Consider the following 17726-nt stretch of genomic DNA (forward strand, 5'->3'; position numbering starts at 1 on the left):
CGGTGTAGCAGATTGCGGTGATGCGGGGGGAAGCAGACTCCAAGGCCAGCCGCTCCGATGCACGTGTGAAAAACCGGACATGTTTTACTGTGATAAATATTGCGGAAAAGGTGCTGCCAATCCGGACCCTATCAAGTGGCTGGTTCGCAGTTAGGCGATGCATCATGATCATGGAGCATTTCTTGGGGAAATGGCTTTACCTTTTTCCATTCTTGCGATTTTGTTTCCGCTTGCCAAAGGTCAAAATTTTTCTGCAAGTTAAGCCAAAAGTCCGGAGTGGTATGAAAGGCACGTGACAAGCGCAAGGCCATCTCCGGTGTGACGGCACCTCTTTCATTTATAATTTTAGATAATGTTTTTCTCGAAACTCCGAGCGATTCAGCCATATCCTTGATTGTGATGGATAGAGGCAAGAGATAGTCTTTTTTTATTATCCTGCCCGGATGTGTTGGACATCTCGTCATTCTACTCATTGGTATACCCTCTAATGCTAATCATCGTAATCTACAACATATGCATCACTATCGATAAATTGAATAAAAACTCGCCAATTGCCTGATACTTTCACTGCATAAAACCCTTTTTTACCGCCGCTCAACTGGTGAAGGGATGAGCCAGGGTAATTCATATCCTTAATCTCAGTTGCAGCATTGAGGCGATCGAGGATTCGTTCAAGCCTGTTTGCATGTTCAGGCTCAATTCCTTTCTTGACCCGCGTATAAAAAAATTCTTCCAAACCTTTCTGTTTAAACGATTTTATCATTACGTGCAATGTAACCTTCAAGGTTACGCCTGTCAAGAAGATATTTTCAGGGAAAGCGAAGAAAGGTATATGCATCAGACGCTTGGGCTGCCGTTCCCGTTCTTGTCGATATTCCGGTCCAGTGCGTAAGTCGCAGGGGGATAGGCATCGCCCTTTTCGTACTGGGAGAGAACCCCCTTCAGGAGGCTGAAGAGCTCTTCGAAGACCCCGTCGATCACCTCCCCCGGGACGCCGTAATAGAGAAAATTGATCGGCATGGAATCGCCCAGGACCTGAGTTCCGGCTCAGTAGGCACTTTTTGGCCTCCGAAGCCGGATTTTCCTAATAAAATCAAGGGGGGCATCTAAAAAACCGCCAAAACATGTAGTAACACGACTTGGTCGTTATGATATTGACATGCTATGTGGTATATGCTAACCACGTAGATATGTTTATTCGAACGACCAAACGCAAAAATCGAGACGGCTCCGTGGTCGAGTACCTTCAGCTCGCGCACAACGTTCGCCACCCTGAGACGCGCAAACCGACCGCCCAGATCATTCATAATTTCGGGCGGGCTGACTTGATCGACCGTGATGCCATGATGCGCCTGTGCCAATCGATTGCGCGCGCCTGCGGGCTCGAGTTGGAAGTGGGCGGAACCGCCGTGCCGGGAAGAACCTCGCTTGAGAAAACGTGGCCGGCCGAGCTCAGACTCCTGGGTTCCCGGCAATTGGGCCCGGTGTTGGTTGCGGAGGCGTTGTGGGAGCGCCTGGGTATCGGAGAGGCGCTGCGCAAGGTTGCCGCAGATGCAAACTGTCAAGTCCCTTATGAGCGGGCGCTTTTGGCGATGACCGCCAACCGGCTTTGCGAACCGCGCAGCAAGCTGGGTGTATGGGACCGGTGGCTCCCGACGGTCTATCTCCTGTCTTGCCAGGGACTGAAGCTTGACCACTTTTACGAAGCGATGGATCTGCTCCATGCAAGCGCGGCCGAGGTCGAAAAAACCATTTTCTTCAACACCGCCAACCTCTTCAACCTCGAGGTCGATGTGGTGTTCTACGATACGACCACAGCCTCTTTCGAGATCGACTTCGAAGATGCCGAGCTCGTTGCGAGCGCAGAGAGCCGCGAAGAGGATCTGTCCCGGCCCGTATCCGGCCTGCGCAAGCGCGGGAAATCCAAAAATGGGACGTGGAACCCTCAAGTGGTGGTGGCTCTGGCGGTCACTCGAGAGGGGTTTCCGGTCCGCTCCTGGGTGTTCCCGGGCAACACGGGGGATGTGACCACGATCGAAACGGTCAAAAAAGATCTGAGGGGATGGCAGTTGAACCGCTGCCTTTTTGTCGCCGATGCCGGCATGAACTCTGAAGACAACCGCAAACGCCTGTCTCTGGGCGGGGGTAAATACCTCCTGGCTGCCAGGGCGGGGAGCGTCAAAGAGATCAAGGAAGAAGTCTTGACCCGTGGGGGACGATACAAAAAGGTAGGGGACAATCTCCAGGTCAAAGAGGTCCAAATCGGCACCGGGGTCTTGCGCAGGCGCACCTTCGTCTGCTTCAACCCGAGGGAAGCGGAACGGCAAAATCTGCACCGGGAATCTGTCCTGGAAGAGCTGCGCCAGGAACTCGACCGTCACAGGGATTGGGATGCCACGGCCAAATGGGCGATCGAGCTGCTGGCCTCCCAACGCACCAGACGCTATCTCGGCATCAGCAAGGCCGGGAAGATCTTCATCGACACAGCCAAGATCGAAGCGGCCCGGAAGCTTGACGGCAAATGGGTCCTCATCACCAATGATGACACCCTCCAGGCAGAGGGTGCCGCCACAGGGTACAAAAACCTCCTGATCATCGAGCGCTGTTTCCGTACGATGAAGAGCACTCAGATCCATATGACTCCTATGTATCATTGGTTGCCGCGTCGAATTGAAGCGCATATCAAAATCTGTGTGCTGGCCCTGTTGCTCCAACGGGTAGCCGAGTTCATGACCGGCAAGACATGGGGGTGGCTCCATCATGTCTTGGCTCAGTTCCAGGCCGCGGAATTCGAGACCCCGAGTCACCTATTCTTTCGACGCAATGAACCCCCGGAGGAGGTCCTGTCTACGCTGAAAACATTAAAGATTTCAATCCCTAAACCGATTCTAGAAGTTGTGAACCGTCATTCAGAGGCGTAGTAACACGCGTTTTTTGGGCTCGCATCTAACCGTTCGGATTTAATGCCGTTTTCGGCTACCCTTTGACTACCCACCCGGAACCCAGGTTTGAGGAAAGCGAGCACCTTCGCGGAGGTGTCATCATTGTGGAGCAGCGTGCCCTGCGCGGCGAATGAGACCATGGCATCCATGACCGGGGCCAGAGCTACGGCTGCGGTATCGAGGATGTCCCACTGGGTGGAGAGGCGGGCAGAGGTTGGCCCAGATTCCTTTGAAGGGTCTCGATCCGGTTGAAGGGCATGCCGCAGCCATACTTCAGTATCGCCAGCATGGGCGTAGCCGAATCGTCGTATTTTTGCTCGGAGACCCCTTCGGGCAGTTCGGGGGTGAAGATATCTCCGCACAGATTGCAGCGTAAGCGGATTCGTTCATAAACGGTGGCTTTGAGAGGGGCTGTTCCAACGATATGAACAAAGACCGACGGCATGGCCAGTTCGTATAGTTTACCCTTCCCGACAGCATATTCTGCCAACCAACATGTACTGGCCTGCGCCGTTTTTCCCGTGCCCCCGGGGTTTTGGTTTGTCGCCTTTTTTCCGGACTGGTTCGGTTTTATCCTCGAGGATGTTTCGGGCTGTCTCGGTCGGGGCCCCCAGCAGGTACTTGCACAGCCGGCCGATGGAGGTTTCTTTCTCGGCAAGCACCTCCCGCAGACGCGCCACTGTCTCGGCAAGCCCCAGGAGCACGTCATAGTCCGAGTCGGTCAGGTTCCGTTCTTTGATACGGTCCTGGAGCGCTTCGAACTCGCCGGCGGATATCTTCAGCTTTTTGGGTCATTTTTTCATCGGCACAAGACCTCCCTGAACCGGCGCTCGAGCGGATAGAGCCAGATGGTCTTGACCGGTTTGTCACAGGCCTTTTGCCGGTCCCACTTGCCCCGCCCCTGCGTCTGCCCCACGCAGACCCAGTTGGCGGCCTTGTACGAGGCGCCGGTGAACCGCCGCTTTTCGACGAAGGTCTCAATCAGGGAAGGCCGGTAATGGTAGCGCTCTTCCCACCGATCAGGGAGCATCCGCGCCGTGCGCGCAAGGATCTGCGAGGCAAGATTGAAAGATTTTACCCAGGAAGAATGAGAAATCGGACATTGTTGGCGACAAGGTGCAGACGTCGGTAGTGAAGATGAGGGTCCCAACCGATGTAATGAGCTCGGGGAGCACATTTCAAGGCGGCGGAGCCCCAACCGAGGAATGCAACCCATTGGTCGCCAATGGTGGCGACATAGTGGAGGGCGCTGCCGACAATACGCCCGAACCCGAGATAGTGATGCCGGCGCATCAAGTCGCGCGATTTCGGCAACTCATCGCGCCGAGCAAGGCGCACCCGCAAGGGGTTGTCTGAGAAAAAGTTTTGGATTGCTACGCTGGCCATAACTTCAGCATAGCTAATGAAAAAACAAAAAGCCAGCGCTATTTCTTTAGGGCCGGCTCACTTGACGTTGGCTGACTTTGACGGAGCCCTGGCGACCAGGTATGCAGGATGGCAATGAAGCCCACCTCCGCCCCCAGGTATCTGCCGTCTTGCGTCAACTCCTCGATGGTTTCCGATACCGCCCTCAAAAGAATACCATAGACCACCTGTCGGTTCCTCGAGGCCAAGGGCCTTACCCCTTCAGGCAGGGTGAAGACCGGATGGAAATATCGCGTCGGAAGCAGTTCTCCTTTCCTCGCCTCGAGCCACCGCTCCTTGTCCAGTGACTGGCCCTTCGGGGAGTGGCGGTTACGGCAGGAGTTGTAGGAGATCCTCACTTTGCCGCAATGATCGCAGGCATCCACATACGCCCCCCAAGTTCGGCCGTGCGACAAGCCTCTACGGCTCGCATGGCACGCATCTGCCTCGTCGGCATGGCATGGGCATGGCGATAGGCCGGTCCATGCAACCAAAACGCGTCGGCCACCTCAAGACGACGTTCCGTCAGAAGCCCAGCTGCTAAAGCGTCGGCCCCTTTTCACCTCCGAGAAAATCAAGCGGACTCCTGATCCTCGCCATGTCTCTGCCCGTCACATGAAGATAAACCGAAGTCGTGGTAACGCTCGTGTGTCCCAATAGGTGCTGGATATAATACAGGTCGGTGCCGGCTTCCAATAGATGCGTCGCGAAGCTATGCCTCAAGATGAACGGTAGGATACACCTCAGTAAATGCTATTCAATTGTCAAAGAACGATGCTCCCATAAGGGGGCAGAACCAAACCACCGCGAAGCGGTTTAGTTCAACGGCGGCAGCCAGGGCTGTCTCCGCCTTGCTTAAAGATTGTTATTGTTCAGTTCCCTCCGTATCTTCAGAAACCGGGTGCCCTGGCTATCCTTTCTGTGCTGCTTGCTTATGTTGGTTTTCTCTATCAAGTGCGTCCACAAGAATTCGGTCATTCAATTGTTGAGAAATTTTTCCGGTGTGACGCCACGCATTATTGAACAGTAAAGTGATTATGCCACCAAAAGACACCATAATGATGAATCGTATAATGTGCCAAATTTTTGGATCCCAGTTTCCGTAAAGCATACAAACTATAACAGACATTAATAGCGCAAAAAATGCAGCTACTCTTGCTGCACCCGCAGCGTGGGCAAGATCACCATATGCTGCAACCCTGTTTTCGGAGTTTCCTATAGGATTATCTGCGCCCAATCGTTCAAACCATAAGGTTGATATTGTTATTAATGCTTCTAGCTGAACATTATTGGGAGCGTCAGTTGGTTTTGGCGGGATAATCTTCTTCTGGCGTAGTGATTCAATTTGTTTTGAATGATTAATGACGCTCTGATCAAAAGGCAAATTCCAATGACACCAGTGATGAATTGTTGCAAACAAATAACCGAGTGCACCTGAAGTAAAAATGGACCCAATTACTATTGCAAGGGCATTTTCTTCTCCAAACAGCGTAATTTTAAAAATATCACTCGTCCAATTTGGAAGAGTTATCCAAAGCATAATCAGTAGTAAGCTTCCGAAAAGAAAACCTGGGGTAATGTATCGAAGAAAACGTTTTGCCTCGTTCATTTTAGGTCATATCCTTTGTGCAATTACATTACGGAATCACTCTTGTCCAAATTAGGAATTGCGGCTGTTTAGGGCGGAGGTAAAGCGCAAGGCAGAGTCGGGAAGGTGATCGAGGCTTCTGGGTATAGCCTCTCTGGTGTATAAGGATTTTGGGAAAAACAAACACACCAAGAGGAGGCTGATACCCATGAACAGATTCGGTAGCATATTTAGCCAATTGCTGCAACTTTTTCCGCGGGCTGAATTCGAGGCAGCGGTGAAAGAGACTCGTGCGGAGCGGCATGCCAGAGGCTTTACATGCTGGGGACAGTTTGTGGCGATGCTTTTTTGCCAATTGGGACGCGCCCATAGCCTGCGCGAGATCTGCGGCGGTCTTGCAACCTGCGAAGGGAAGCTGGTCCATCTGGGAATTCGCGCGCCGAGTCGCTTCAGCCTGGCTTATGCCAATGAGCATCGTCCTTGGGAGCTTTACCAGAGGGTGTTTTTCAACCTGTTGGAGAGGTGCCGGGTCCAGACAGCTGGATTCAAGCGAAAATTTCGGTTCAAAAATAAGCTGATGAGCCTTGATTCCACGACCATCGACCTGTGCGTAAAGGTTTTTGATTGGGCCAAGTTTCGGCGGACGAAGGGAGCGGTGAAACTGCACCTGGTTTTGGATCACGACGGATATCTCCCTTCATTTGGGGTGATTACCAATGGAAACGTCTGCGATGTGAAGATAGCGCATCAAATCCGGTTTGATCCGGGGACTATCGTTGTGGACGACCGGGGCTACAACGACTATCGGTTGTGGGGCAAGTGGTGCCAGCAAGGGGTTTTCTTCGTTACCAGGGCCAAGAAAAACGCCCAGTTCGAGGTTTGCGAGCGCAGACCCTGTCCGAAAGATACCCGTGTCCTAGCCGATGACATCATTCACCTTCTCAACAAGAAGGCTGAGGAAGCCTGTCCTGAATATCCCCGCAGGATCCTATGGCATGACGACGAACGGAACGAAACCTTCGAGTTCGTCACGAACCACATGCGGCTTTCGCCGGTCACCATCGCCGCCATTTACAAGGACAGGTGGCAAATAGAGATCTTTTTCAAGCTGTTGAAACAGAACCTGAAGATCAAAACCTTTGTCGGAACCTCTGCCAACGCTCTGAAAACCCAGATTTGGACAGCACTGGTCGCCATGCTGATTCTCAAACATATTGATATATTGAATCAGGACTCACCTGCGCCAGATACATTTACAACCTGGTGGCGCTGGTCAGGATATACCTCTTTACTTTTCGAGATCTTTGGAGGTGCCTGAACGAGCCGTTGGGGACACCTCCCCTCAACCTAGACCATGAACAGCTGGCTTTCGCGTTTTCATAATCGGGGCAGCATCCATGTCGAAAGTACAACCTGATTTCCAAATCCGCCAAATCTGCTCTAAAATCCCAACGTTTTCAGGGGGTGGACTTTGAATCCCCGGCTAATTTGGACAGCAGTGCTATTCGTTAGGGCGCGGCGTACTCATTGCATTTATAATTACCTTGGCTAAGGCATTCGAATAGCATGATGCGCACTAATCTTTTCGTCATATGGGGGAAGTGTTTCCCGCGAGTTCCTCCTCAAGATGGATCGCATCCACCGGAAAAAGATCGAGCGCTGTGATCTGGCGTTGGGCCGCTGCAACATCGGCAGTAAAGAGAACGACAATTAGATCTTTCATAGCCCGCGTACAACATACGTAGAAGAGACGCCTAGTCCTCTCAATAGTGGTTTCCTTTCCCTCTCGCCTGTTTGCCTCCTCTTTGTCCGAGAGCGGCTTGATTCCCAAATATTTGTCATAAGAGAATTGAACGTGGGTACCCTCATCATCGTCCAGGACAACAAGCACGCGCTCAAACTCCGCGCCCTTGATACCTTGATGTGTCGAGAACGGAGAGCCTTCGTTCACGTACTTGTAGTAACCCCAGAACTGCGATGCCGGGCACGCTAGGAAAGCGTCCATCGCCGAAACTTCTTTGGTAATCTCTTCACTGTCAGCTTCATCCTCGCTCTCGTCGTTATCGGCTTCCTCCGCTTCGACCGGAGCCGGCAGATTCAAATACGAGAGTACCCTCGGGTCGAGGGAAATTACCCTCGACCCATGAACATGACGAAGAATATCTGCATTAGTTGCGCCTGATCCCGGTTCCATCATCTGCTGAAGACTCTCGGTGAATCGACTCAGCTCGCCAAGCCGTTCAGCTACATTGACTCCGCTCAGGTTTTTGCGATCCAAGAGCGGCGATTTTCTGAGAACCTGCATCACCTCGAATTCGTTGCCCTCCTTGCCAGCGCTAACAAGCGGCAGGACAAAGTTATTGAATGGTCGCACCGGCCACGCGGTCCCGTCCAGGAATCCGTTCCTGAACTTCTCCGGAGCCTTATCGTTTAGTGCCGAGTACAGTTCGCCGAATCCCAGCCGCTTGGCGGCCATTCGGTGGACGATGACAAGGACCTTCACAGCTTCATTGCTCTCATCGGTGAGCCACACTTGATCGTCGTTCTTCCTAGCAGCCCAGTCGCGCACCTGCGCGAGCCGCTGATCGCGTCTCTCGTCAATGGGAAGGATGAAGATGTATGCGCTGCCTGGCACGCTGACCAGAGCATCCTCCGGTCCTGTCATCCGGCCTCGCGTCTGAACTAAGCCGTCCCCGTCTCGTCGAATCGCATTAGCGACACTGAGTATAGTTGCAGGACATCTGAAATTTTCTGGCTTCGTGATATTTTCCCAACCAGGATCGGCCGAAATTGAGCCGATCCCTGTCAGGTAGATGCGCTGCATCGGGTCCCCAAAGAAACCGAGACAAAACCGATCTCCCAGTTCCTCATTCACCGCCTTGAGAGCCACAACGACATTTTCCATTGCATCCTGGCTCTCATCGACAAAGAGAAAGGGATATTGTTGACAGAGGAGGCTCCGCATCAACGGGCTCTCGACGATGAACTGCGGGGCCATTTTTATGATGTCATCGTGACCGAGGATTCCGTTCACGTAATCACTACCCGTTCCATAGGTAAACGAGCGGACTTGGCCAATCCGCGTCCGCTGCTGTTCATAGCGAGCTATGTCGTTCTGGTTCTTGTCGCGCGTGCGCTGCTGCACGCGAGGCCCGAATTTGGTCGCTATCTCCCGTAGTTCCAGGAGTTTTTCGTCAATTCGCTTTGCCACCCACCCATGGATATCTGACTGGAACGACCGAACCAGCGACCAAAGGAAGCTGTGAATAGTCGAGACATGGACGAGGGGATTGTTACCCACATCCGCCCAAATCTCTCCGGCTGCGATCTCCATGTAAGTGATACAAGCGACTTTTTGTCGGCGCAGTTTCAGCCTCTCGCCGTGCTTGTTGAGTGTCTCGGCGAGCCCCTTAATCAAAGAAGTAGTCTTCCCAGAGCCGGCTCCTGCTATCATCAGGAAGCTTCGTGGTGGCAATGCGTTCAAGCAGCGGTAAAGTTCTCGATCCGCCTCGGTATCTCTTTGGTGAGCGCGGCTAGTCATTTCGCCGCCTCCCCGATGGTTGCCGCATCGCCCGGTATGGCAGAGGCCGCAGGCGCGGTTACCTCTGGCGGCGGTGCAGGCAGCTCGAGACTGACCACACTTTCGAGCCAATGCAAACCGGCTTTGATGTAGAGAGGCACATTCCAATTCGCAGGAAGTTCGGTCAGAACGCCCAAGGCAAACTTCGTTTTGTCGAACGACTTTCCGCTGACTCGTTTGTGAAGGCCGGACGCAAGATCGTCGGGTGTCGCAGGGTTCTCGCGGAGCTTCAGGCCGACGTGCCGTTGCGCTGCAGCCTGGCACCATACCGCATTTTCAAGCCCAAAGGACTCTTCCAGCGTTCGTCCGCACAGGATGGCAGTCTTGCCATTCCATGTCACATTCGTCGGGACTTGATAAGTCACACGGACCTTGAAGCTGTTACCGTCTTCCGCTGCATGCAACTTCTCGGAATCGGCCGCAGCGAGCAGCTCTTCAACGGACTGCTTTTTTGGTAGCCACTGGATCAAAGTCTGGTTTGAAGTGCGCGCGTTCGGTTTAGATGGCAAACACGCCTTGCCGGATTTTTTCAGAGGCGGCTGCCCTGCTTCGGCGTTTGGAACCTCGAACTCGGTATCTTCATCCTCATCCTCATCAGCGGCGGCAACAAGCTCTACACTGTCCAAGTCGGTGATCACAAGCGCAACAAGACCGAGAAACTCAATTAACGATTTGAAACGATAGCCAAAGGCACCGCCCACTTCCAGAATAGACAGACAGGCTGACCGCAGCGAAACGGTTTCCTTCTCAATCATCACGGGGAGCAAGAGCCGCTCGACATTGCCTTCTACAAGAATGGCTGCGTCCGCGAAGAAGAGGTCACAATGCGTTAGTTTTAGATACCTTTGCAGGAAATCCCGCTCATCCGGGGTCTGACTGTAGAACGCGGAGAGGTTCAAAACCTCGGCCGTCTGCTCGCCGCCAATGTTCTGCCTCCTGAAATATCGGATAGGCTGGAAGCCGCGTTCATAGACGATATGAGGCGAGTGGGTCGTCACGACGGTCTGACTTTGGAAAGCGCTACCATCCTCTTCGCTGCTTTTCAAAAGATCGAGAACGTTTCGAATGAAAACCTGCTGAAGCTGAGCGTGAAGGTGTCCCTCGGGCTCTTCTATAAATATCAGGTGAAGTGGAGCGCGTTGCTCCCTGTCCGCGACCCATCTGGCGTGAACATCGAGTATCTCGACCACCATATAGATGAGGTTTTTATAACCGAGGCCGTTGTAAGTGTCGGGAAGCCTTAGGGCCTCTTCGCCGTCACCCAGAACGTAATGCACGCGAGCATCCTGGCTGTTCATGATCGTGGCTGGATTGAGAGCGGACTTGATTTCTAGCCGGGGATTAAGAAGACCTGGATAGCCGAGTTTTGAGAGGCGATCGAGGGTATCTTTGAACACGTCGGCTAAGTGTTCATTAAGTCTCATCTCGGATTCAAACAGCGCCCTTAGTGCGCTATGGTCCTCCTGCCGTTGATTGAGGTTCCGCTTGTAGAACCTGCTCAATCGTTTGGAGAGGTCTTCGGATCGTCCTGCGCCCGTTCCTGCGCCCACTGCCGGGTCGGCCAAATACCGTTGCGCATGAAGGTTATCGACCTTGATGAGAGATTTCAAGATCGCTGCGCCGCCCGGGTCCTTGCCAAGCAGCAGGGGCATGTATCCCTCATGCGGCTTGTGAGCGCTATCGAACTGAGCCCGATCAAGGACGTAGTATTTAAACTCAAACTCATTCAGAAGTTCGTTCTTGAGATAGTCGGTCAGGCTTTTTGGCCACGGCACATATCTCTCATTCTCCCGTGGTGGGAAAGCGGCCGCCTTCGTCTGAGCTTCCGCGCGGGCTGTGCGGAAGCTCCCAAGAAGCTCTACGGAATTACGCGGCGCAAACTCTATCCGCATGCCGACTTGCGTCCCGCGCCATGCCCTACTCGGCAACAGCGGTATTACAAGGTACAAATCGCTCGCCGCTACCTCGAACCAAAGGTCCAAGCCTATCGAAGGCAACTCTGGCTGTTCCGTACCGTCTTCAGGGAGGTCGCCGAAGGCGTCAAAATCTTTCCAACAAGCCGAGCTAAAATCGTACAGTGAAAGCTTATCCTTCGAACCGGATGCAAATGCGTACAGGACTTGTGTGGCTGATGTCTTCCCGCTGTTGTTCGACCCGACAAAGATCGAAATATCAGACGCAAGCTCGATGTAAACATCTCGCAGCCGCCTGTAGTTCTTTATCCTGCATGAGTGCAGATGCACGCTTCTTCTCCTTCGAATCATTCGTTTTCAATGTGTTCAATCTATTTCTCAGATCAACCACAAGCGCTTAAAGAAGCTCGGCATCAGATCCGCTTTTGGCCTCAAACAGACCGTGCTTAGTGCACTCTAACGCTTAAGATTGTAACCGGAGTGAAGCTTGTCTTCATTCCGGTTACAATCATGTTGAACTGAGCCGCTTCCACCCCGCTATGGGGATTTAATCCAACCCTTACCCCAGCCGAACATTAGAGAAGCGGTTGGCTTAATGACAATTGAATAACGTTTTTGGCACCCCGAGATCAAACATTGCGGCCTGCAATGCATGGCGGAGGCGTCTGGAAAAAGGGATTCTGAAGGTAAGCGCATACTCTTTCCTTGCGATGATTCATGCGCATCGCCGGGGTGTGGCGTTTGCAATTGGATAGAACGATCCTCATGGAGGCAAAGGAAATTTGGAGGGGTTGAGAACCTCCTTGAAGATCATCTTCCCTTTTCCGTAGTAAGGGCTGACCCTGGGATCAACACCAGTGACCCTGGCAAGAAGGTCTTGCCATGCCTCCTTCTGCGGGCTTTCGTGCTGACCGGAAATGCCGAGAAGATTCCTGCACAGAACCAGCTTCGTTTTCCGGTTCCAGTTGCTCAGGATGCCATAGTGCCTGATCTTCATGAACCCATCAGGCAGAATGTGCACCAAAAAGCGTCGGATAAACCTAAAGACATCCAGGGTCATGAGCTTTGTCGCATCATGGTCAGCACCATCACGATAACGGAAGGTGACCCGGCCATTCTCCAGCGCCACCAATCTGTGATTCGAGATGGCAACCCGGTGGGTATAGCGCCCGATATAATCCACCACCGTTTCTGCGCTCCGGAACGGGGATTTACAGTAAGCCACGAGGCACAGTTTCGCCACCCACCTGCTCGAAAATGGCTACGATATTCGAACGGTCCAGGAACTGCTGGATCACAAAGATGTCAGCACAACGATGATCTATACGCATGTACTCAGCAAAGGAGGGAAAGCGGTCAAAAGCCCGTTGGATTGAAACACGGTGAGTGTATCGAATTTCCACTACCGTCGGGAATGATGTTCCCTCATGTTTCAGCGCACCTTTTTCTGCGCATAATTGCGGCTTGACTACCGATCGGGCAAATCATCGTAAAAGTCATCCTGAATGTCAATCTAATTTCGTTTAATTACTGAACAGCAAGAGCGGGATCCGCTCGAAGGGGATTCTGGACGTCTTATGCTTTAAGGGCATGTGCTGAAATTGAAACAGGCGCGGGGAAAGAGGAAGGTGTCTTGATCAGCCCGTTGGGCTGCGCTTCGCCGGCCCTGGAACTCCGGCGGATATTTCCCGCGTATGGATGCCCATATGGGCATATACTCGGTGCAGCAGATTGCGGTGATGCGTGGGAGCAGACTCCAAGGCCAGCCGCTCGGATGCACGAGTCAAAAACCGGACATATTTTACGTTTATACATATTGTGGACGCGGCACTGCCAACCCGGACCCTATCAAGTGGCTGGTTCGCAGTTGGGCGATGCATCATGATCATGGAGCATTTCTTGGGGAAATGGCTTTACCTTTTTCCATTCTTGCGATTTTGTTTCCGCTTGCCAAAGGTCAAAATTTTTCTGCAAGTTAAGCCAAAAGTCCGGAGTGGTATGAAAGGCACGTGACAAGCGCAAGGCCATCTCCGGTGTGACGGCACCTCTTTCATTTATAATTTTAGATAATGTTTTTCTCGAAACTCCGAGCGATTCAGCCATATCCTTGATTGTGATGGATAGAGGCAAGAGATAGTCTTCTTTTATTATGCTGCCCGGATGTGTTGGACATCTCGTCATTCTACGCATTGGCATACCCTCTAATGGTAATCATCGTAATCTACAACATATGCATCACTATCGATAAATTGAAAAAAAATTCGCCAATTGCCTGATACTTTCACTGCATAAAATCCTTTTTTATCGCCGCTCAACAGGTGAAGGGATGAGCCAGGGTAATTCATATCCTTAATCTCAGTTGCAGCATTGAGGCGATCGAGGATTCGTTCAAGCCTGTTTGCATGTTCAGGCTTAATTCCTTTCTTGACCCCTGTATAAAAAAATTCTTCCAAACCTTTATGTTTAAACGATTTTATCATTACGTGCAATGTAACCTTCAAGGTTACGCATGTCAAGAAGATATTTCCAGGGAAAGCGGGGAAAGGTGTATGCATCAGACGCTTGGGCGACCGTTCCCGTTCTTGTCGATGTTCCGGTCCAGGGCGTAAATCGCCGGGGGATAGGCGTCGCCCTTTTCGTAGTGGGAGAGAACCCCCTTCAGGAGGCTGAAGAGCTCTTCGAAGACCCCGTCGATCACCTCCCCGGGGACGCCGTAGTAGAGAAAATTGATGGGCATGGAATCGCCCAGGAGATAGAGGTGCTTGGAGGGGGCGGCCTCTGCCGCTGAGGGGGTTTCGCCGTCCAGGAAGGTGATTTTTACGTGGTGGCCCTGGAGGACACGGTTCTGGGGGTCCTTGATCGGGAATTTCTCGAGGCGCACCGGTCGCCCGTCGATGGCGGGACGATCCGCGTTGGAGCATTCTTCGATCAGGGCGACAAGGTCCGTGAACTCGATCGTCTTCGTGGAGCCGCTGGCGAAGAAGAGGTCCCTGGCCGCCCCCTGGGCGATCAGGCGTTCGGAAAAGGGCTTTTTCAAGACCGTGACGCCGAGGGCGGCCAGCTCGGCCGTGGTCCCCGGATCGACGATGACCTGGACGAGGACGTCCACCGAGGAATTCCGGGACTGTTCGAGGAACGCGACGCGCCCGAGTCCGACCTCGACCCCCGTGGACAGGGCGAAGGGCAGGGCCGAAGCCAGCAGGAGGAGGAGCAGCAACTTGACGAAGGACAGGATGGAATCGACCTGAAAGGGCGTCGGCCATGCGGTTGAACCCGGCGACGATGGGGTGCCCTGGATAGTGGATGACGAAGATCCCCTGGCTGGCGAGGGTCATCACCTCATCCGAGTGCATGATGACCCCAGCGACCGGGCAGTTATAGGTCCGCTCGACCGTGGACCGGATCTGCCCGGCATCGAAGCTTGCCGGCACCTTGTTGATCACGAGCAGCATCTTCGGGACCCCCAGTTCGAGCCCCTCGATGAGGGCCCTGAACCCGTCGCTCAGGAGGTTGATGTCGTAGCCGTCGTGAAGGACGCGGGCCATGTCGGCCACATTGACGCTCGAGGGGATCAGATAGACGGCCCCCTTGCAGCGCCCTTCGAGGGAGGCGCCCACGTCGCAGGCCGTCTGCTCGATGGAACACCGCCCCCACAGATAGTCGTTCAGGGAGTACGCGATCTCTTCCTCGCCCAGGCCGAAGATGACATGGATGCCGGGCGATTGGATGTCCGTGTCGATCACCCCGACCCTCGCCCCGCGCATGGCATAGACGGCCGCCAGGTTGGCCGAGATGTTCGACTTCCCCGTTCCGCCTCTGAATGAATGCACCGATATGATCCTGGCCATGTCGCTTTCTGAGAGAGTGGATGAAAATCGTCGACGGGGACGGGATCGATCCGATGCGACGACATCGGCCGCACAGCTCTACCGTTCACGCGAACCCAGGCGGATGACTGCCTCGCCGATCGCGCGGCCATCATAGAGCCCGACGGCGATAGGTCAATGAAGATGGCGCCGGCGAAGCTGGATGTCACCGAAGAAACCTGCGGGTATGTCCGGGAGGAAGGCGGGCAGGAGCGGGAGGTCTTCGAGGGGGCGCACCGCGGCCTGACGTCGGCTGGAGCGACGTGTTATCCGCTGACTTTTTTTGACACAGCCTATTGTAATGTGTATAAATACACATCGTAAATAGCCGTACAATTATCAAGATTCTCAAACAAAACGGCTGGAACGAAGTGGCAAAAGTCGGCTCCCATTCTCAATTTCGGCATCCATACAAAAATGGGCGGGTTGCCGACCCACAGCCCAAAAAGGACATACCGATTGGTACTGTAAAAAGCATCGAGTGCCAATCGGGAATCAAATTTAGTTGAGGTGTAACCATGGCAAACTACATCGCAATCGTACACAAAGATCCCAAAAGTGACTTTGGCATTTCCTTTCCCGATTTTCCGGGCTGCATCACGGCCGGGAAAGACATCGACGAAGCTAAGGACATGGCCCAAGAGGCTCTCACCCTCCATATTCAAGGCATGATTGAAGATGGAGAAAAATTGCCCGCCCCATCAAAGCTCGAAGAGATTATGGCCGATCCCGATTTCGCCGATGCGGTGGCCTATCTGGTCGTTGACGTCCCGGATGCCAAGCCCCGAACGGTCAGGGTCAATATTACCGTTCCCGAAATGACTCTTAAACAAATCGATGCTGCAGCTAGAAAGCGCGGTATGTCACGATCTTCATTTCTTGTTCACGCCGCAAAGAATGCTATTCAAGCAAACCAATCAGAGGCATCTGTTTGATTCAATTACTTTCCATCCGGAAATGGTCTTTTTGGCCAATCTCGGGGTCAATCTGCACATTTGCTTGTGCGGCGACCACCAGGTCGTCTCCGCGCAAACGCTTGATTTCCTTGATATTGGCCAAACCGGGATCCACCGCGTAGCGCTGGGACTGAGCGGCGAAGCGGTGAAGAAACCGGGACCCGCCGCGAAGCGGTGGGACTGAGCACCCGAAGGGTGTGAAGAAAAATCCTCATTTCCGGATTGGAAACTGGGTTGTACCGGGAAATCATTTCCGGATGGAAGCTAACTGGCACAGCCGTTTTTTTGCCGTGTCCAGCTGGGCGACAGGTTCGGCCATCGTCAGATCGTCCTCCATTTGCTACACCGGCACGTTGTACTACGCGCCCAATAACCGCCGCTGCAGCAGTGACTGCATGTCACGCCGGCCATCGGCGATCAATAGAACGTAGACGTTCCTGTCGATAACCCGGTAAAGGATGCGGTATGGTTTCAAGAAGATCTCGCGGTATTCACGAATCCCCAGGGCCAGCAGTTCCTTGGGATAGGCACCCCGCTCGGGAAATTCGGACAGCCCGGAGAAGGCTCGCTCGATCTGCGTCAAAACATAGTCCGCCTCTTCAGGCGCATCGTGCACACCAAGGTAGTCGTAAAGCTCCTCGAGATCACGTGCTGCATCAGTGGTCAGCAAAACCACGAACGGCATCCGTTACCCTCCTGCCCTCACGCGCAACCGTTTGATCACCTCCTTGGCCGGCTGAACCTTGCCTTCCTCGATCTGGCCGGTTCCGAGCGCCAGGATTTTCAGGAGGGCCATCGTCTCCTGAGTCTGCTCGTAGCTTTCAATATCCTGTATGACCACCTTGGCTTCGCCATTCTGGGTAATGACGAGCGGCTCCCGCTTTTCCCCAAGTTCCCTGACGATTTCAGCGGCATGGGCCTTCAGGTAACTAATGGGTTTAATCTGACTCGAGAATTTCATGGGTGACACCTCCATCTCCTGGTTACGACTCAATTTAGTCCATAAAAAGGTCAAGTGTCAAGATAGCGGTTTATTGATGATCGCGGTCCTCGGATTGGTCCTCTCGATTTTTCCTCTCATTCGAGAGGAAGCGGCCCTCCCGGGGTCCTGCTCCGCCAGCATGAAATGCCTTTGGGGGCGCCTTCCTTCGAGACATGAAAGGGGGAGAGGGGTGATATGCTCTGACCGCACACGGTGCAAATGGGATATCCAAACCGATCGAAGCGGCTGATGGCGTTGGTGGACCCCACATTCACCAGCCGGGGCCGCACACCCCGGCGATGTTGTCGTCTGTGAGGATTTGGATGGAGTCGAGCTCCATGGTGCGGCCGTCTCCAGCGCCACAGCGAGCAGTTCCACAGTCAGATCAAATCCGACATGGACATGGAACGCCTGCCATCGGGCAAGTTCACCACCAACGCCCTGATCTTGACCTTGGCCGGGCTGGCCTACAACATCCTGCGTTTCATCGGGCAG

At 53.4% G+C, this 17726-nt stretch carries 22 protein-coding genes and 4 pseudogenes; 8 read left to right on the forward strand and 18 right to left on the reverse strand.

What is annotated here, in order from left to right; translation table 11 throughout:
- Nucleotides 1-131: 131 nt before the first annotated feature.
- From ACZ500_RS13465 to ACZ500_RS13475, 3 genes are read right to left on the reverse strand one after another with little or no spacing between them, the layout of a single operon-like run.
- Nucleotides 132-473 (reverse strand): HigA family addiction module antitoxin, encoded by a 342-nt coding sequence (locus ACZ500_RS13465; protein WP_464232972.1) that lies wholly within the window; start codon nt 471-473, stop codon nt 132-134.
- 17 nt (nt 474-490) lie between these two features.
- Complete coding sequence (locus ACZ500_RS13470; RefSeq protein WP_464232973.1) at nt 491-838, reverse strand: type II toxin-antitoxin system RelE/ParE family toxin; 348 nt, start codon at nt 836-838, stop codon at nt 491-493.
- On the reverse strand, nt 838-1020 hold the full coding sequence (locus tag ACZ500_RS13475) for a hypothetical protein (RefSeq protein ID WP_464232974.1): 183 nt from the start codon (nt 1018-1020) through the stop codon (nt 838-840). Before ACZ500_RS13475 ends, ACZ500_RS13470 begins: the two co-directional genes overlap by 1 nt.
- Before the next feature lie 170 nt (nt 1021-1190).
- Between ACZ500_RS13475 and ACZ500_RS13480 the strand changes: the two genes are divergently transcribed.
- Nucleotides 1191-2921, forward strand: a complete 1731-nt coding sequence (locus ACZ500_RS13480) for an IS1634 family transposase (protein WP_464232975.1) — start codon at nt 1191-1193, stop codon at nt 2919-2921.
- On the opposite strand, the gene ACZ500_RS13485 is transcribed toward ACZ500_RS13480, so the two are convergent.
- The 6 genes and pseudogenes from ACZ500_RS13485 to ACZ500_RS13510 form a co-directional block, all read right to left on the reverse strand.
- Nucleotides 2906-3082 carry a hypothetical protein gene (locus ACZ500_RS13485; RefSeq protein ID WP_464227862.1) on the reverse strand — a complete coding sequence of 59 codons (177 nt, stop codon included), beginning with the start codon at nt 3080-3082 and terminating at the stop codon, nt 2906-2908. The two genes, ACZ500_RS13480 and ACZ500_RS13485, sit on opposite strands and share 16 nt — an antisense overlap.
- Before the next feature lie 23 nt (nt 3083-3105).
- Nucleotides 3106-3432 (reverse strand): hypothetical protein, encoded by a 327-nt coding sequence (locus ACZ500_RS13490; protein ID WP_464227863.1) that lies wholly within the window; start codon nt 3430-3432, stop codon nt 3106-3108.
- A 309-nt stretch (nt 3433-3741) separates the two neighbouring features.
- Nucleotides 3742-4328 (reverse strand): annotated as a pseudogene (locus ACZ500_RS13495) (Druantia anti-phage system protein DruA).
- A gap of 38 nt (nt 4329-4366) precedes the next feature.
- A complete protein-coding gene (locus ACZ500_RS13500; protein WP_464227864.1) occupies nt 4367-4762 on the reverse strand; it encodes an IS91 family transposase in 396 nt (131 codons plus the stop codon).
- 124 nt (nt 4763-4886) lie between these two features.
- Nucleotides 4887-5069: a tyrosine-type recombinase/integrase gene (locus ACZ500_RS13505; RefSeq protein ID WP_464227865.1), complete on the reverse strand. Its 183-nt coding sequence runs from the start codon at nt 5067-5069 to the stop codon at nt 4887-4889.
- 187 nt (nt 5070-5256) lie between these two features.
- The gene (locus ACZ500_RS13510) at nt 5257-5955 is read right to left on the reverse strand and encodes a hypothetical protein (protein WP_464227866.1); all 699 of its coding nucleotides are present in this window, start codon (nt 5953-5955) and stop codon (nt 5257-5259) included.
- Between the two features lie 187 nt (nt 5956-6142).
- Here ACZ500_RS13510 and ACZ500_RS13515 point away from each other — a divergent pair, with 187 nt between their 5' ends.
- Nucleotides 6143-7252: an IS4 family transposase gene (locus ACZ500_RS13515; protein WP_464227867.1), complete on the forward strand. Its 1110-nt coding sequence runs from the start codon at nt 6143-6145 to the stop codon at nt 7250-7252.
- 270 nt (nt 7253-7522) lie between these two features.
- Here the strand turns inward: ACZ500_RS13515 and ACZ500_RS13520 are convergent, their stop codons facing one another.
- The 3 genes from ACZ500_RS13520 to ACZ500_RS13530 form a co-directional block, all read right to left on the reverse strand.
- Nucleotides 7523-9388, reverse strand: a complete 1866-nt coding sequence (locus tag ACZ500_RS13520) for a UvrD-helicase domain-containing protein (protein ID WP_464227868.1) — start codon at nt 9386-9388, stop codon at nt 7523-7525.
- A gap of 83 nt (nt 9389-9471) precedes the next feature.
- Nucleotides 9472-11757 carry an AAA family ATPase gene (locus ACZ500_RS13525; RefSeq protein WP_464227869.1) on the reverse strand — a complete coding sequence of 762 codons (2286 nt, stop codon included), beginning with the start codon at nt 11755-11757 and terminating at the stop codon, nt 9472-9474.
- Between the two features lie 433 nt (nt 11758-12190).
- Nucleotides 12191-12670 carry an IS91 family transposase gene (locus ACZ500_RS13530; RefSeq protein WP_464227870.1) on the reverse strand — a complete coding sequence of 160 codons (480 nt, stop codon included), beginning with the start codon at nt 12668-12670 and terminating at the stop codon, nt 12191-12193.
- On the opposite strand from ACZ500_RS13530, the pseudogene ACZ500_RS13535 reads away from it, so the two are divergent.
- Nucleotides 12654-12803, forward strand: a pseudogene (locus tag ACZ500_RS13535) (tyrosine-type recombinase/integrase); the annotation flags it as partial. The gene ACZ500_RS13530 and the pseudogene ACZ500_RS13535 sit on opposite strands and share 17 nt — an antisense overlap.
- Before the next feature lie 472 nt (nt 12804-13275).
- Here the strand turns inward: ACZ500_RS13535 and ACZ500_RS13540 are convergent.
- From ACZ500_RS13540 to ACZ500_RS13555, 4 genes and pseudogenes are all read right to left on the reverse strand, one after another.
- Nucleotides 13276-13617 carry a HigA family addiction module antitoxin gene (locus ACZ500_RS13540; protein WP_464227871.1) on the reverse strand — a complete coding sequence of 114 codons (342 nt, stop codon included), beginning with the start codon at nt 13615-13617 and terminating at the stop codon, nt 13276-13278.
- Nucleotides 13618-13628: 11 nt separating this feature from the next.
- A complete protein-coding gene (locus tag ACZ500_RS13545) occupies nt 13629-13928 on the reverse strand; it encodes a type II toxin-antitoxin system RelE/ParE family toxin (RefSeq protein WP_464233053.1) in 300 nt (99 codons plus the stop codon).
- Nucleotides 13929-13981: 53 nt separating this feature from the next.
- Nucleotides 13982-14644 (reverse strand): hypothetical protein, encoded by a 663-nt coding sequence (locus ACZ500_RS13550; RefSeq protein WP_464227872.1) that lies wholly within the window; start codon nt 14642-14644, stop codon nt 13982-13984.
- A gap of 157 nt (nt 14645-14801) precedes the next feature.
- Nucleotides 14802-15275, reverse strand: a pseudogene (locus ACZ500_RS13555) (MinD/ParA family ATP-binding protein); the annotation flags it as partial.
- 156 nt (nt 15276-15431) lie between these two features.
- Between ACZ500_RS13555 and ACZ500_RS13560 the strand changes: the two are divergent.
- Genes ACZ500_RS13560 through ACZ500_RS13575 form a run of 4 tightly spaced genes read left to right on the forward strand, consistent with a single transcriptional unit; the run spans nt 15432 to nt 16433 of the window.
- Nucleotides 15432-15617: a hypothetical protein gene (locus tag ACZ500_RS13560; RefSeq protein ID WP_464227873.1), complete on the forward strand. Its 186-nt coding sequence runs from the start codon at nt 15432-15434 to the stop codon at nt 15615-15617.
- A gap of 47 nt (nt 15618-15664) precedes the next feature.
- Nucleotides 15665-15802, forward strand: coding sequence for a type II toxin-antitoxin system HicA family toxin (locus tag ACZ500_RS13565; RefSeq protein ID WP_464227874.1), 138 nt, complete (start codon nt 15665-15667; stop codon nt 15800-15802).
- A 9-nt stretch (nt 15803-15811) separates the two neighbouring features.
- Nucleotides 15812-16228, forward strand: a complete 417-nt coding sequence (locus tag ACZ500_RS13570) for a type II toxin-antitoxin system HicB family antitoxin (RefSeq protein WP_464227875.1) — start codon at nt 15812-15814, stop codon at nt 16226-16228.
- Nucleotides 16229-16250: 22 nt separating this feature from the next.
- Nucleotides 16251-16433 (forward strand): hypothetical protein, encoded by a 183-nt coding sequence (locus tag ACZ500_RS13575; protein ID WP_464227876.1) that lies wholly within the window; start codon nt 16251-16253, stop codon nt 16431-16433.
- Nucleotides 16434-16607: 174 nt separating this feature from the next.
- Here ACZ500_RS13575 and ACZ500_RS13580 read toward each other — a convergent pair whose 3' ends face one another.
- Together ACZ500_RS13580 and ACZ500_RS13585 are read right to left on the reverse strand one after the other, a co-directional pair.
- Nucleotides 16608-16934 carry a type II toxin-antitoxin system RelE/ParE family toxin gene (locus ACZ500_RS13580; RefSeq protein WP_464227877.1) on the reverse strand — a complete coding sequence of 109 codons (327 nt, stop codon included), beginning with the start codon at nt 16932-16934 and terminating at the stop codon, nt 16608-16610.
- A 3-nt stretch (nt 16935-16937) separates the two neighbouring features.
- Nucleotides 16938-17210: a type II toxin-antitoxin system Phd/YefM family antitoxin gene (locus ACZ500_RS13585; protein WP_464227878.1), complete on the reverse strand. Its 273-nt coding sequence runs from the start codon at nt 17208-17210 to the stop codon at nt 16938-16940.
- Nucleotides 17211-17594: 384 nt separating this feature from the next.
- Between ACZ500_RS13585 and ACZ500_RS13590 the strand changes: the two are divergent.
- Nucleotides 17595-17726, forward strand: a pseudogene (locus ACZ500_RS13590) (IS1380 family transposase); the annotation flags it as partial.

The sequence above is a fragment of the Desulfatiglans parachlorophenolica genome (assembly GCF_055394735.1).